At 67.4% G+C, this 14930-nt stretch carries 11 protein-coding genes; 9 read left to right on the top strand and 2 right to left on the bottom strand.

Features of this window, described 5'->3' with window-relative positions; all coding sequences use genetic code 11:
* The first annotated feature begins 12 nt into the window (after positions 1-12).
* Complete coding sequence (gene lysS / locus GKZ92_RS19000; RefSeq protein ID WP_006357014.1) at positions 13-1596, top strand: lysine--tRNA ligase; 1584 nt, start codon at positions 13-15, stop codon at positions 1594-1596.
* A 5-nt stretch (positions 1597-1601) separates the two neighbouring features.
* Here the strand turns inward: lysS and GKZ92_RS18995 are convergent, their stop codons facing one another.
* Together GKZ92_RS18995 and GKZ92_RS18990 are read right to left on the bottom strand one after the other, a co-directional pair.
* Complete coding sequence (locus GKZ92_RS18995) at positions 1602-2498, bottom strand: DUF559 domain-containing protein (protein ID WP_006357013.1); 897 nt, start codon at positions 2496-2498, stop codon at positions 1602-1604.
* A gap of 91 nt (positions 2499-2589) precedes the next feature.
* A complete protein-coding gene (locus GKZ92_RS18990) occupies positions 2590-4173 on the bottom strand; it encodes a FadD3 family acyl-CoA ligase (protein WP_155225522.1) in 1584 nt (527 codons plus the stop codon).
* 42 nt (positions 4174-4215) lie between these two features.
* Here GKZ92_RS18990 and GKZ92_RS18985 point away from each other — a divergent pair, with 42 nt between their 5' ends.
* From GKZ92_RS18985 to GKZ92_RS18950, 8 genes are all read left to right on the top strand, one after another.
* Positions 4216-5475 (top strand): acyl-CoA dehydrogenase family protein, encoded by a 1260-nt coding sequence (locus GKZ92_RS18985; RefSeq protein WP_006357011.1) that lies wholly within the window; start codon positions 4216-4218, stop codon positions 5473-5475.
* Positions 5476-6300 carry an SDR family oxidoreductase gene (locus tag GKZ92_RS18980; protein ID WP_006357010.1) on the top strand — a complete coding sequence of 275 codons (825 nt, stop codon included), beginning with the start codon at positions 5476-5478 and terminating at the stop codon, positions 6298-6300. It abuts the gene before it with no gap.
* A gap of 43 nt (positions 6301-6343) precedes the next feature.
* Positions 6344-7501, top strand: coding sequence for an acetyl-CoA C-acetyltransferase (locus GKZ92_RS18975; protein WP_006357009.1), 1158 nt, complete (start codon positions 6344-6346; stop codon positions 7499-7501).
* Between the two features lie 303 nt (positions 7502-7804).
* The gene (locus GKZ92_RS18970) at positions 7805-9352 is read left to right on the top strand and encodes an aldehyde dehydrogenase family protein (RefSeq protein ID WP_042378027.1); all 1548 of its coding nucleotides are present in this window, start codon (positions 7805-7807) and stop codon (positions 9350-9352) included.
* A 100-nt stretch (positions 9353-9452) separates the two neighbouring features.
* Positions 9453-10445, top strand: coding sequence for an IS481 family transposase (locus tag GKZ92_RS18965; protein ID WP_035754953.1), 993 nt, complete (start codon positions 9453-9455; stop codon positions 10443-10445).
* A gap of 117 nt (positions 10446-10562) precedes the next feature.
* Complete coding sequence (locus tag GKZ92_RS18960; RefSeq protein ID WP_006360709.1) at positions 10563-11195, top strand: TetR/AcrR family transcriptional regulator; 633 nt, start codon at positions 10563-10565, stop codon at positions 11193-11195.
* A 57-nt stretch (positions 11196-11252) separates the two neighbouring features.
* Positions 11253-13157, top strand: coding sequence for an ABC transporter ATP-binding protein (locus GKZ92_RS18955; protein ID WP_006360708.1), 1905 nt, complete (start codon positions 11253-11255; stop codon positions 13155-13157).
* A complete protein-coding gene (locus GKZ92_RS18950; protein ID WP_006360707.1) occupies positions 13154-14890 on the top strand; it encodes an ABC transporter ATP-binding protein in 1737 nt (578 codons plus the stop codon). Before GKZ92_RS18955 ends, GKZ92_RS18950 begins: the two co-directional genes overlap by 4 nt.
* Positions 14891-14930: the final 40 nt, after the last annotated feature.

Genomic DNA, 14930 nt, shown 5'->3' with positions numbered 1-14930 from the left:
AGTTGGGAGTCGGTGACCGGCCCCGATAGTGTGCGTGGGGTGAGTGACAGCCCGACCAGCACCGCCTCCACCGCGGCCGAGACGACCACGGACGCCGACGACCAGACTCCCGAACAGCTGCGAATCCGACGCGAGAAGCGCGAGCGCATCCTGTCCGAGGGTCGCGAGGCGTATCCGGTCTCGATTCCGCGCACCCACTCTCTCGGCGAGATCCGCGCCGCCTACCCCGATCTCGAGGCCGGCACCGAGACCGGTCAGCACGTCGGTGTCTCCGGGCGCGTCATCTTTCTGCGGAACAAGGGCAAGCTGTGCTTCGCAACCCTGCAGGAGGGCGACGGCACGCAGCTCCAGGCGATGATCAGCTTCAACGGCGTCGGCGAGGATGCGCTGGGCCGCTGGAAGTCCGACGTCGACCTCGGCGACATCGTCTTCATCTCCGGTGAGGTGATCAGCTCCCGTACCGGTGAGCTGTCGGTGATGGCCGACGGCTGGCAGATGGCGTCGAAGTCTTTGCGTCCGTTGCCCGTTGCCCACAAGGACATGAACGAGGAGACCCGGGTGCGGCAGCGCTACGTCGACCTCATCATGCGTCCGGAGGCCCGCAGTATCGCCCGCACGCGCGTGTCGGTGGTCGCCGAACTCCGTGCGGCACTGGATCGTCGGGGCTTCCTCGAGGTCGAGACCCCGATGCTGCAGACACTGCACGGCGGTGCCGCGGCGCGTCCGTTCGTGACGCACTCCAACGCCTTCGACATGGATCTGTTCCTGCGTATAGCGCCGGAGCTGTTCCTCAAGCGGTGCGTCGTCGGCGGCATCGAGCGGGTCTTCGAGATCAACCGCAACTTCCGCAACGAGGGCGCCGACTCCACGCACTCGCCCGAGTTCGCGATGCTCGAGACCTATCAGGCCTACGGCACCTACGACGACTCCGCGAGAATGATCCGCGAACTCGTGCAAGAGGTTTCGCAGGCTGCGCTGGGCACCCAGACCCCGACCATGCCCGACGGTTCGACCTACGACCTCTCCGGCGAGTGGACCTCCCTCGAGATGTACCCGTCGCTGTCGGAGGCGCTCGGCGAGGAGATCGTGCCCGCCGGCAATCCGGGGGAGACCACCGTCGAGCAGCTGCTGGCGATCGCCAAGCGCGTCGGCCTGGAGGTTCCCAAGGACAAGGGGTACGGCCACGGCAAGCTCGTCGAGGAGCTGTGGGAGCACATGGTCGGCGAGAAGCTGAGCGAGCCGGTGTTCATCCGCGACTTCCCGGTCGAGACCTCGCCGCTGGTGCGCTCCCACCGGTCGGTCAAGGGTGTGGTCGAGAAGTGGGACCTCTACGTCCGCGGCTTCGAGCTGGCCACCGGCTACTCCGAGCTCGTCGACCCCGTCATCCAGCGCGAGCGCTTCGTCGACCAGGCCCGCCTGGCCGCCGCCGGCGACGACGAGGCGATGGTCCTCGACGAGGAGTTCCTCGCCGCGATGGAATACGGAATGCCCCCGACCACCGGCACCGGCATGGGCATCGACCGCCTGTTGATGGCCCTCACCGGCCTCGGCATCCGCGAGACCATCCTGTTCCCGCTGGTGAAGCCCCGCACCTAGCCGTTTTATAGCTCGAAACCGCGCTCACCGCGGCTTCGAGCTATCGATCTGCGCACGTTGGCCAGCACCGACGCCGGCTGGCCGGTGATGTCCTGCCAGGTGAACCGCAGCACGGTCCATCCGTTGGCGATGAGGACGTTCTGCCGCGTGCGGTCGTGCTGGAACGACGCCGCGTCGCTGTGGAAGGCGAAGCCGTCGATCTCGACGGCGACCTTCTGGTCGATGAAAGCGATGTCGACCACATAGCCGCACACCTTCGCGTTGGCAGTCCAGCCGGTGATCTCCGCGGACCGGAGCAAGGCGAGCGCCTTCCTCTCGGCCTCGGAGCGGGAGCCGTCCGTGATCGCGGCGACCATCTCGCGAGACCTCCGCGACCCGCGTCGACCGCTGTTGCGGATCTGGGCGTCGACGACGTCGGCCACCTTCGTGTGCTCGCGCAGCAGGGCCGAATCCAGCAGGCGGGAACCGCCGTCGACGGCCGCGTCGAGCACGGTCAGTGCTTTCGTCGTGATCTGGAGTCCGTCGACCTCGGTGAGGTCTTGCGGTGCGACCGTCCGATGCCAGATGCGAACGCCGTCGATGGCGCGTCCGTGGCGTCCCTGCGGCGTGACGACATGGATCTGCTTGGGCGCCTTCGTGGTGAAGCCGTGCCACCAGTAGGCGGATTCGGAACACAACGCCGCTCGTGGCGACGTCGACAACACCGCGATGCGGGCGCGCATGCGGTCGTCGAGGCTGCGGTCTCCGACGTGATAGACGCCGCGCCAGACCCGAACCCACTCGCCCGATTTCACCCGCCGGAACGCGGTGTCGGAGCTGATGGCGCAGGCAGTGACGTCGGCGGACGTGAACACGCCGTCGTGAGCGGCGACCAGCTCGCGGAACTTGTCGAAGTCGGGCACGCAACTTCGACGCGGCAGACCGGCGTCCGGTTCCCTCCCCGCAAGTCATAGCTCGAACCCGCGGTGAGCGCGAGTTCGAGCTATAGAACGGCTAGGTGAGATTCCGCTTGAGGATCTTGCCCGACGCGTTGCGCGGGAACTGGTCGACGAACACCACCGACCGGGGCACCTTGAAGTTCGCGAGATGCTGCTTGGCGAAGGCGATGACCTTCGCCTCGTCGAGGTCGGCGCCGTCGTGGACGGTGAGGTAGGCCCGTCCCACCTCGCCGAGCCGGTCGTCGGGGACGCCGACGACGGCCGATTCGGTGACACCGTCGAGGCGTGCGAGAGTCTGCTCGATCTCGGCGGGGTACACGTTGAAGCCGCCGCAGATGTACATGTCCTTGAGCCGGTCGGTGATCGTGAGGTTGCCGTGCTCGTCGAGGGTGCCGATGTCGCCGGTGTGCAGCCAGCCGTCGGCGTCGATGGTCTCGGCGGTCGCCTGCGGGTCGTCGAGGTACCCGACCATCACGTTCTCGCCGCGTGCGAGGACCTCCCCGACGTCGGAGAGTTTGATCTCCATGCCGGGGAAGGCTCGGCCGCAGGTGTTGGCGACGGTCTCATCGTCGTCGTCGGGGGTACACGTGGAGACGAACCCGCTGGCCTCGGTCAGGCCGTAGGCGGTGATGACGGTGTCGACGCCGAGGTCGTTCTGCAGTCGTTGTACGAGGACGACCGGCACGATCGACGCCCCGGTGATCACGATGCGCAGGCTGGACAGGTCGTGATCGGAGCGCTTCGGGTCGTCGAGGATGGTCTGGAAGATCGTCGGCGCGCCGGGGAAGACCGTCGCGCGTTCGTCGGAGACGAGCTTCATCGCCTCGGTCGGCGAGTACACCGCGAGCGGCAGGATGGTGACGCCGAAGAGCACGCACGGCAGGATGCCCGCCTTGTAGCCGAAGGTGTGGAAATACGGGTTGACCATCAGGTACCGGTCGCCGGGGTGCAGGCCTGCGTTGGAGCCCCACCCGTGCGACCCGTTGAGCGTCTGGCGGTGGGTCGCCAACACTCCCTTGGACTTCCCGGTGGTGCCGGAGGTGAACAGGATGTCGGAGATGTCGTCGGGGGAGACGGCGGCGGCTCGACGATCCGCCTCGGTCAGCGCCTCGTCGGTCTGGCGTCCGAGGAAGTCGTCCCAGTCCACCGCGCCGTCGGGGGTCGACGACCCGCCCGACAGAGGCACCCGGATCACCAGATCCGGCAGCTTGCCGCGATGGTCGCGCAGGAGTTCGGCCGCGTGGTCGGCACCCAGGAACTCACCGGACACGACGAGCCCGCGCGCGGCGGAGCGCTCGACGATCTCGACGGCCTCGCCCGCGGTGTAGCGGGTGTTGAGGGGGACCAGCGTCGCGCCGGCGTAGTGGACGCCGAGGGCCGCGATCGGCCAGTGGAAGCTGTTCGGCGACCAGATGGCCACCCGGTCGCCCGCCTCGATACCCGAGGCGACCAGCGCCGCGGCGAAGGTGCGCACCGCGTCGTGGAACTGCGCCCACGTGAGTTCGAGCTGCGGATCTGTCGAAGGGAGCCACTGGCCGTCGACGATGGCGATACCGTCAGGCCAGCTGCGCGCTGCGCGCTGCAACGCGGCCGGCGTCGTCGTCACGGAGAGAGTCCCTGCCCGGGAGGTCTGCGCCATGCGGCCCAACCTAGCACTTGCTTGGTGGGTTATGCTAGCGCCATGACCTCGATCAACCTTGCGGATCGTGGTGTCGACCTGGGTGAATGGGCCAAGTCGACACCGAACGCCGCCGACGAGTTCGCCGCCGCGGTGCGGTCCTGGCTCGACGAGAACCTCACGGGCGACTTCGCCCACCTGAAGGGGCGCGGCGGACCGGGCAGCGAGCACGAGTTCTTCGCCGAGCGGCTCGCATGGGACCGGCACCTCGCGAGCGCGGGCTGGACCTGCATCGGCTGGCCCACCGAATACGGCGGCCGCGGTGCGACGCTCGAGCAGCGCATCATCTTCCACCGCGAGTACGCCCGCGCGAACGCGCCCGCCCGCGTGAACCACCTGGGCGAGGAACTCCTCGGCCCGACGCTCATCGAGTACGGCACCGACGAGCAGAAGGAGCGGTTCCTGCCGGGCATCGTCGACGTCACCGAACTGTGGTCGCAGGGCTACTCCGAACCCGGCGCAGGCTCCGACCTCGCGGGCGTCTCGACCTCCGCTCGCCTGGACGACGGCAAGTGGATCATCAACGGGCAGAAGATCTGGACCTCGCTCGCTCACGTGGCGCAGTGGGTGTTCGTGATCGCGCGTACCGAGAAGGGATCGGCGCGGCACGCCGGCCTCAGCTTCCTCCTGGTCCCGCTCGAGCAGCCCGGCGTCACCGTGCGCCCCATCCAACAGCTCACCGGCACATCGGAATTCAACGAGGTCTTCTTCGACGACGCGACGACCGACGCCGATCTGATCGTGGGCGAACCGGGCGACGGCTGGAAGGTCGCCATGGGTCTGCTCCAGTTCGAACGCGGCGTGTCGACGCTGGGCCAGCAGGTCGGTTTCGCCCGCGAGCTGGAGAACCTGACCGAGGTGGCCCGGGCCAGTGGCGCGGTCGCCGATCCCGAACTCGCCTCACGTCTGGCCCGCGCCGACATCGGACTGAAAGTCATGCGGGCACATGCCCAGCGGACGCTCGACGGTGACGTCACCTCGCAAGCAGGTGCGGCGTCGGTGTCGAAGCTGTTGTGGGCCAACTGGCATCGCGACCTCGGCGAACTGGCGATGGACGTCGTCGGTGCGCCGGCGCTGATCGGACCCGACGCCACCGCGGAGGGGCAGCCCAACGACATCGCCGACCCCGAACACGTCGAACTCGACGAATGGCAACGGCTCTACCTGTTCACGCGCGCCGACACCATCTACGGCGGCTCGAACGAGGTGCAGCGCAACATCATCGCCGAGCGGGTGCTCGGCCTTCCCCGAGAGGCACGCTGAATGACCGCAACGGATGCAGGTACCCCATTGATCTCACCGCTCGCCACCCCGCCAGCCGAGATCCCCGGCCACAACCTGTTGCTGGGCAAGAAGGTCGTGGTCACCGCCGCCGCAGGCACCGGCATCGGATTCGCCTCCGCGCGTCGTGCGCTCCTCGAAGGCGCCGACGTCCTCATCAGCGACTGGCACGAACGCCGCCTCGGTGAGGCCGCCGAGAAGCTCGCGGCCGAATTCCCCGAACGCACGATCGCCCAGCGCACCTGCAACGTCCAGGTCACCGCCGAGGTCGACGCCCTGATCGCCGACGCCGCAACCGAACTCGGCCGCATCGACGTCCTGGTCAACAATGCCGGACTGGGCGGGGAGACGCCGGTCGCCGAGATGACCGACGAGGAGTGGGACCGAGTTCTCGACATCACCCTCACCGGCACCTTCCGCGCCACCCGAGCCGCACTCCGCTACTTCGGGTCGGTCGAACACAACGGCGTCATCGTCAACAACGCCTCGGTCCTCGGCTGGCGCGCCCAGCGCGGACAGGCGCACTACGCGGCGGCGAAGGCCGGCGTCATGGCCCTGACCCGGTGCTCGGCCCTCGAAGCCGCCGACATGGGGGTGCGGATCAACGCGATCGCGCCGTCGATCGCCAAACACCCCTTCCTCGCGAAGGTCACCAGCGACGACCTGCTCGACGAACTGGCCTCGAAGGAGGCCTACGGTCGTGCCGCCGAGGTGTGGGAGGTCGCCGCGACCGTCGCCATGCTCGCCAGCGACTACACCACCTACCTCACCGGCGAGGTCATCTCGATCTCCAGCCAGCGAGCCTGAACCGGTTGCCCTCCAGCGCCGCCCACCCCAAGGAGTACCGCCCATGACCACACCGCAGGCCTACATCGTCGACGCCATCCGCACCCCCGTCGGCAAACGCAACGGTTCGCTCGCCAAGGTCCACCCCGCCGACCTCGGCGCACACATCATCTCCGCACTCGTCGAGCGGACCGGGATCGACCCCAACGTCGTCGACGACGTCGTGTTCGGCTGCGTCGACGCCATCGGCCCCCAGGCCGGCAACATCGCCCGCACCGCGTGGCTGGCCGCAGGCCTGCCGCTCGACATCCCCGGCACCACCGTCGATCGACAGTGCGGATCGAGCCAGCAGGCCATCCACTTCGCCGCACAGGGCGTCATGAGCGGCACCCAGGACGTCGTCGTCGCCGGCGGCGTGCAGAACATGAGCGCGATCCCGATCTCCCAGGCCATGATCGCCGGCCAGGAATTCGGATTCACCACGCCCACCGCAGAATCGGCGCGCTGGCGCGAGCGCTTCGGCGACGCCGAGGTCTCCCAGTTCGTCGGCGCAGGCATGATGGCCGAGAAATGGGACATCAGCCGCGAGGACATGGAGCACTGGGCCCTGCAGTCCCACGAGCGTGCCCGCGCGGCCATCGCCGCCGGCCGCTTCGACAACGAGAACGTCGCACTCGGCGACTGCGTCGTCGACGAATGCCCTCGTGAGACCTCGTTGGAGAAGATGGCCGGACTGCAGCCCCTCGCCGAGGGCTCCCGCCTCACCGCGGCCGTCGCCTCGCAGATCTGCGACGGCTCGTCGGCCACCCTCGTGGTCTCCGAACGCGCTCTCAAAGAACACAACCTCACCCCGCGCGCCCGCATCCACCACATGTCCGTCCGTGGTGACGACCCGGTGATGATGCTGTCCGCGCCGATCCCCGCCACCAAGTACGCCCTCGGCAAAGCCGGCCTGTCCATCGACGACATCGACGTCGTCGAGATCAACGAGGCCTTCGCGCCGGTCGTGCTCGCCTGGCTCAAGGAGACCGGCGCCGACCCGGCCAAGGTCAACCCCAACGGCGGTGCCATCGCTCTCGGTCACCCGCTCGGTGCCACCGGTGCCAAACTGTTCGCCACCATGCTCAACGAACTCGAACGCACCGGCGGCCGCTACGGCCTCCAGACGATGTGTGAGGGCGGCGGGACCGCCAACGTCACCATCATCGAACGGCTCAGCTGAGACAGGCGGTCAGCCGCGGGTGTGAGGGCGGCGGGACCGCCAACGTCACCATCATCGAACGGCTCAGCTGACTCCCAGCGCGAACTGACACGTTCCAACCGAAAGGTCGGGACCTCCCCGGACATCCCCTCGGGCGAGGTCTCGACCTTTCGCCGTACCGGTCGTACCCTTCTGGCAACCGACGTGCCCACATGTACTTGTGATCTGGCGCATACTATGGTGTGGGACAAGCGGACGTTTTTGTTTCAAAGTCCACATCGCCGCAAGTCCGACCTGCAGCAAGAACTACCTGAGGGGATCTCGATGACCAAGCCTGCTGAGCACACCAGCACCGGGGCGCCGATCGCGAAGCGCGGCGTCTCGTCCGAAGAGCACACACTGACCGAGTTGGTCGAGATCCAGCGAGCCGCGTTCCTCCGTGACGGCATTCCCGACGCCGACACCCGCATCGACCGCATCACCCGTCTGGCCGCGCTGCTGCTCGACCACTCGGACGAGATCGCCGCCGCGCTCACCGAGGACTACGGTTCACGTCCGCGCGAGCTGTCGCTGGCCGCCGACGTCGCCGGCTGCATGATCGACCTCACGCACCAGCGTCGTGGCGTCAAGGAGTGGATGGGCGAGACCAAGTACGCCAAGGTCCAGGGCCTGCTGGGCTACAAGCAGAGCGTCCGCCACGACCCGCTCGGCGTCGTCGGCATCATGGGCCCCTGGAACTTCCCGCTGCAGCTGACGATCGTCCCCGCCGGATCGGCCTTCGCCGCGGGTAACCGCGTGGTCATGCGCCCGTCGTCGATCACCGCCAAGACCACCGAGGTGCTCGCCAAGTACGCGCCCGACTACTTCTCGATCGAGGAACTGGCCATCGCCACCTCGAAGCACGGTTCGGGCTCGGACTTCGCGAAGCTGAAGGTCGACCACATGTTCTTCACCGGTTCACCCGAGGTCGGTGCCTCGGTGGCCCAGGAAGCCGCCAAGAACCTGATCCCGGTAACCCTGGAGCTGGGCGGCAAGAACCCGGCCGTCGTCGACCTCGACGCAGACATCGACAAGGCCGCGAACATGCTCGCCGACGCCCGCCTGGTCAACGGCGGCCAGGTGTGCCTGTGCCCCGACTACGTCTTCGTCCCGGAGGCCAAGCTCGGCGAGTTCACCGACAAGGTCATCGCCCGCTGGACCGAGCACTTCCCGACGATCTACGACAACGACCAGTACACGGCGACGATCAACCAGAAGAACTTCGACCGCATCGTCGGCCTGATCGACGACGCCGTCGAGCTGGGCGCCGAGAAGCGTCAGGTCATCCCCGGTGGGGAGCCGCTGCCGAACGCCGAGCGTCGCAAGATCCCGCCGACGCTGCTCACCGGCGTCAAGGCCGGCATGAAGATCGAGGAGGACGAGGTCTTCGGTCCGGTGCTGACCGTGTACCCGTACCGCGAGCTGTCCGAGGTCATTAGTCACATCGCGTCGCACCCGCATCCGCTGACCATGTACTGGTGCGGCGATCGCAACGACCGCTTCGAGAAGCTGGCCGACAACACCCGTAGCGGTTCGATCAACGGCAACGACTTCGCCATCCACCTGTTCAGCGGCGACCTGCCGTTCGGTGGCGTCGGACGTTCCGGTATGGGCGGCTACCACGGCAAGACCGGTTTCGAGACCTTCAGCCACGCCCGCGCGGTCGCGTTCTCGACGCTGCCGCTCACCGTCGCCGAGATGATGTCCCCGCCGTTCCTGGCAAAGGACTCGAAGATGACCGATCAGCAGCTCAAGCTGTTCAAGTTCTTCAACTCCCGCGCGATCAAGAAGGTGCGCAAGCGCCTAGGTGTACTGCCCAGGCAGGTTGGTTGAGGGATTGCGACGACACGCGGTAGTGGGTCGTTGAACAGCGAAGGTCTCCCGTCGTGAAGTGGAGCTGCTACGACACACACTCCACAACCGGGAGACCTTCGTGGTTCACGCTAACGCACCTTTGACCCCCAAGGGCCGACTACTGCTGGCCCGTCGCATCGTCGATGACGGCTGGCCCATCGTCAGGGCAGCCGAACACTTCAACGTTTCGTGGCCGACCGCCAAACGCTGGGCCACTCGCTATGTCGAGATGGGCCCAGAGGGCATGTACGACCGCTCGAGTCGTCCTCATCGCAGTCCGAACCGCACCCCCGAGCCGATCAAACGCAAGATCGTGGCCCTGCGGTGGCGTCAGCGCCTCTCACCCCAGGCGATCGGCTCCCGACTGTCGATGCCGGCCTCGACCGTGCACGCGGTGCTGGTCCGATGCCGGCTCAACCGGCTCTCCCACATCGACATCCGCACTGGGGAAGTGATCCGCCGCTACGAGCACCCTCATCCGGGCTCGATGATCCACGTCGACGTCAAGAAACTCGGCAACATCCCCGTCGGTGGCGGCTGGCGGTTCGTCGGACGCGCCAAAGGACGCAAGAATCGGCAGGCCACGCCGGGAACCCGCCGGAGCAAGCACCACAACGAACTACTCGGACATGCCTTCGTGCACACCGTCATCGACGATCACTCTCGCGTCGCCTATGCCGAGATCCATGACGACGAAACCGCTGTCACCGCAGCCGGAGTCCTTCAGCGAGCCGTGGGCTGGTTCGCGGCCCGCGGCGTCACTGTCGAACGAGTCTTGTCCGACAACGGTGGCTGCTACCGCTCAGCGTTGTGGAAGCGCACCTGCACCGAGCTCGGAGTCACGGCGAAGTACACACGCCCCTACCGGCCGCAAACCAACGGCAAGATCGAACGGTTCCACCGGACCATGGCCGCCGAATGGGCTTTCGCCCGGCACTACCGGTCCGAACAAGCCCGACGCGCAGCGTTGCCAGGATGGTTGCACACCTACAATCACCACCGGCAACACTCCGCCATCGGCCGGAACGTTCCCTTCAGCCGCTTGACCAACGTCCCTGGGCAGTACACCTAGGCGCGTGACACTGCCGCGCATGACCTGCGCATAGCAGCTCCGCTTGGCCAGGTTCGTCGTACGACGTTCCCGGCCAAGCGCTTGCTAGGGTGATGGGCAGACTCTCCAGGAGGATGCGTGTCCCCACGTGGCCAGACGAAGACCAATGACAAAGCCGGCGCCGACACCGCCGTCCGTTCGTCGCGCCGCGACGAGTTGCTCGCCACCGCCGGGCGGATGTTCGCCGAGAACGGCCTGCGTTCGACGACGGTTCGCGACATCGCCGACGCCGCGGGAATCCTGTCGGGAAGCCTCTATCACCACTTCGACTCGAAGGAGTCGATGGTCGACGAGATCCTGCGCCGATTCCTCGACGACCTGTTCGCCCGCTACCGCGAGATCGCCGGAGCGGGACTCTCGGCAAGCGAGACGCTCCGCGGACTCGTCGTGGCGTCGTTCGAGTCCATCGACGCGGAACGCAACGCGGTCGCGATCTACCAGGACGAGGCCAAGCGGCTGTCGGGGCAGGAGCGCTTCGGCTACATCGGCGAGCTGAACGTCGAGTTCCGGCAGTTGTGGCACGCGGTCTTGCAGCGTGGTGTCGACGACGGTGAGTTCCGTCCGGATCTCGATGTCGAACTGGTCTACCGCTTCATGCGCGACACCGTGTGGGTGGCCGTGCGCTGGTACCGCCCGGGAGGTCCGATGACCGTCGAGTCGATCGCCGACCAATACCTGTCGATCGTCCTGGACGGCATCCTGCCCCGCTGATCCCAGGAAGTTAGGGTACCTTTCCCTACGTCTCTCGGGTGTCGCTAAGGTGCGGATATGACAATTGGCGGAACACAAGTGGCCGCACCCACGCCGACTCCGGAACCCGAGCACGCGCCCGATGATCCGAAGGCCGCGCGGGTCAAGGCCCGGGCGGAGGCCAAGGCCAAGTCGGCGGCTCTCGCCGATGTCCTGGCGCCGGTGAAGACGCGCACCGTTCTCGCCCAGTTCGTCCAGATCCTTGCCTCCGCTGCGACCGTCGTGCCGTTCATCGGCATCGTCGAACTCGGTCGCACCCTGTTGGCCCCGGGACCCACCGACACCGGGCGGGTGTGGCTGGTGGTGTGGCTCGTCGTCGGCGGGCTCGCGGCGCGCGCCCTGTTCGCGTTCCTCGCGCTGGCGATCACCCACTTCGCCGACCTCGACCTCCAGGCGCAACTCCGAATCCGCATCGCCGACAAGCTCGGCCGGCTGCCGCTCGGCTGGTTCAGCCGCACCAGTTCGGGCGCGGTGCGCAAGTCGGTGCAGAACGACGTCGCGGACCTGCACTATCTGGTCGCCCACGCACAGGTCGAGGCGACCGCGGCGGTCCTGTCGCCGATCTTCGCGCTGATCTACTGCTTCATCCTCGACTGGCGCCTCGGTCTGCTGGCCATCGCCACCGTGCCGCTGTACGCCCTGACCTACTCGTACATGGCGCGAGATCTCACCGCCGAGATGGAGAAGATGGACACCGGAGTCGCCCGTATCAGCGCCACCATCGTCGAGTTCATCGCCGGTGTCGCGGTGGTCAAGACGTTCGGGCAGACCGGAAAGGCCCACCGCCGCTTCATCGATGCCGCCGACGAGTTCAACGACGACTTCGCCGGGTACATGGGTCCGATGCTGCGCGTGCAGGCCATCACCACGGTCCTGATCTCCGCTCCGCTGATCCTGCTGGTCAACCTCGGTGTCGGCTACTGGCTCGTCGACAAGGGTTGGGTCACGCCGATCGAGCTGGTCGGTTCGACGCTGATCGCGATGATCCTGCCGACCGCGCTGCTCACCGTCTCCACTGCGGTTCACACCCGCCAGCAGGCATCGGCTGCGGCACTGCGCATCGCCGACCTGCTCGCCGAACCCGAGCTCGCCGTCCCGGAGAACCCGCAGGTTCCCGCCGGCCACGACGTGCGCATCGAGAACGTGCACTTCACCTATCCGCCGCGTCTCGGCATGCCGTCCGGGGTGAAGGCGCTAGACGGCGTCAGCGTCGAACTCGCCGAGGGTACCGTGACCGCGCTCGTCGGGCCGTCGGGCAGCGGTAAGTCGACGCTGGCGACACTGCTCCCGCGCTTCGGCGATCCCGACTCCGGCTCGGTGCGCATCGGCGGCGTCGACGTCCGCGACATCGCCCCCACCGAGCTCTACCGCCACGTCGGCTTCGTGCTGCAGGACGTGCAGCTGCTGACGATGTCGGTGCGGGACAACATCCGACTCGGCCGGCCCGAGGCCACCGAGGAGCAGGTCCACGACGCCGCCCGCGCGGCCCGGATCCACGAACGCATCCTGGAACTGTCCGACGGCTACGACACCGTCGTCGGCGACGGCGCACACTTCTCCGGCGGTGAGGCGCAGCGCGTCTCGATCGCCCGCGCCCTGCTCGCCGACACCCCGATCCTGGTTCTCGACGAGGCGACCGCCTTCGCCGACCCGGAGTCGGAGGCCCAGATCCAGCAGGCCATCGGTGCGCTGATGGTCGGCCGGACGGTCCTCGTGATCGCACACCGGCTCGGTTCGATCACCCACGCGGACAACATCGTCGTGCTCGATCGCGGGCGCGTCGTCGAACAGGGACGTCAGGACGAACTGGTCGCCAACGGCGGTCTGTACGCGTCGATGTGGGCCAGTTACGAGGCCGGCACCACCCGGCAGGACGAGAAGATCGCGCTCGGCGCGGTCGGAAGTGACGAGGTGGCGCGATGATCCGCGGTTTCTACACGATCCTGGGTTCCGAGCGCGCCCGGATGGTCGTCTTTCTGAGCTGGGTCGTCCTCTACGGCGTCGCGCAGGGCCTGGCGATGCTCACGCTCGTCCCGATCACCGAGAACCTTCTCGACGGTGACCTCTCGGCCGCCGCGAAGTGGTTGTGGCCGTTGGCCGTTCTGGTGTTGATCTGCACGGTCAGCGCCTACGTCCAGTCCCTCAAGGGCATGACGATGGCCCTGTACGCGATGCGTATGCTGCATCACCGGCTCGGCGATCACATGGTGACGCTGCCTCTCGGCTGGTTCACCCGCGAACGCATCGGCGACGTCTCGCAGATCGCCGTCAAGGGAACGATGTTCGTCGGCAGTACCGGTGCGCACTACATCACGCCGGTCGTCGTGAACACGGTCAGCTCGGTGGTCGTGGTGATCGGGATCTGCCTGTTCGACTGGCGCATCGGCCTGCTGATGGTCGCTGGAACGCTGGTTCTCATGTACATCGGCAAACTGTCCAGCCGGTTCCTGGCGAAGGCCGAGCGCCGCAAGCGGGCCGAGGCCGTGAAGGTCAACAACCGGGTGCTGGAGTACGCGCGTTGCCAGGCGGTGTTGCGTGCCTTCGGCGCCGCCGACTCCGCTCACGCACCGCTGGCCGAGGCGCTCGGTCAGCAAGCGCGCGTGGGCAAGTCGATGCTCTGGCGATCGATCCTCGGCATCCTGCTCAACGGCCTGTCGGTCCAGGTCGTGTTCAGCGCGGTCCTCGCCCTCGGTGCCTGGCTCGCGGTGGCCGGCCACATCGAGCCTGCCCTGCTCGTCGCGGTGTTCGGACTCGCGGCCCGCTTCTTCGGCCCGATCGGCGAACTCGCCGAGCTCGGTTCGACGCTGCGCATGTCGACCGACGAGATCAACCGCATCACCGGTGTCCTCGACACCGACCGCATGCCCGTCCCGGATCAGCCGAAGCCGATCACCGAGCCGGGCGCGGTCGAACTGTCCCACGTCGCTTTCGGTTACGAGAACGGCACTCCGGTGCTGCGGGACGTGTCCGTGCGGGCGCAGCCGGGCACGATGACCGCACTCGTCGGACCGTCCGGTTCGGGCAAATCGACCATCTTCCGGCTGATCGCCCGGTTCTACGACGTCGACGGCGGTTCGGTGAAGGTCGGGGGCACCGATGTCCGCGACCAGGAGACCGGCGCACTGATGGGCCAGCTGTCGCAGGTCTTCCAGGACGTCTACCTCTTCGACGACACCCTCTGGGAGAACATCAAACTCGGTCGCCCCGACGCCACCGACGACGAGATCCGCGCGGCTGCCGAGACCGCCGGCGTCACGTCCATCGTCGAGCGTCTGCCCGATGGCTGGCAGACCGTGGTCGGCGAAGGCGGGTCGGCCCTGTCCGGTGGTGAGCGCCAACGTGTCTCGATCGCACGCGCGCTGCTCAAGGACGCCCCGATCGTGCTCTTCGACGAGGCGACATCCGCCCTCGACCCGGAGAACGAGGCGCACGTCGCGGAATCCATCCGCCGCCTCGCCGACCGCAGCACCGTGCTCGTCATCGCGCACAAGCTGTCGACCGTGACCGCCGCCGACCAGATCGTCGTCCTCGACGACGCGGGCGGCGTCGACGACATCGGCACCCACGACGAATTGCTCAGCCGCGGTGGCCGTTACATGGAGTTCTGGAACCAGCGCACCGCAGCCGCCGGCTGGACGCTCACGGCGGCGAAGTAGCCCGACCCTCGCTGCCTGAGGTGCGAGGAGCGAAAGCGAC

The organism is Gordonia sp. 135, assembly GCF_009720185.1.
GTDB lineage: Bacteria > Actinomycetota > Actinomycetes > Mycobacteriales > Mycobacteriaceae > Gordonia > Gordonia alkanivorans.
The sequence above is the reverse complement of the archived record's forward strand: the minus strand, read 5'-3'. Positions and strand labels throughout refer to the sequence as shown.

Bases quoted from the DNA above. Each gene is read 5' to 3' on its own strand.
- GKZ92_RS18990 (WP_155225522.1), bottom strand. From the start codon at position 4,173: ATGGCGCAGACCTCCCGGGCAGGGACTCTCTCCGTGACGACGACGCCG.
- GKZ92_RS18985 (WP_006357011.1), top strand. From the start codon at position 4,216: ATGACCTCGATCAACCTTGCGGATCGTGGTGTCGACCTGGGTGAATGG.
- GKZ92_RS18980 (WP_006357010.1), top strand. From the start codon at position 5,476: ATGACCGCAACGGATGCAGGTACCCCATTGATCTCACCGCTCGCCACC.
- GKZ92_RS18975 (WP_006357009.1), top strand. From the start codon at position 6,344: ATGACCACACCGCAGGCCTACATCGTCGACGCCATCCGCACCCCCGTC.
- GKZ92_RS18970 (WP_042378027.1), top strand. From the start codon at position 7,805: ATGACCAAGCCTGCTGAGCACACCAGCACCGGGGCGCCGATCGCGAAG.
- GKZ92_RS18955 (WP_006360708.1), top strand. From the start codon at position 11,253: ATGACAATTGGCGGAACACAAGTGGCCGCACCCACGCCGACTCCGGAA.
- GKZ92_RS18950 (WP_006360707.1), top strand. From the start codon at position 13,154: ATGATCCGCGGTTTCTACACGATCCTGGGTTCCGAGCGCGCCCGGATG.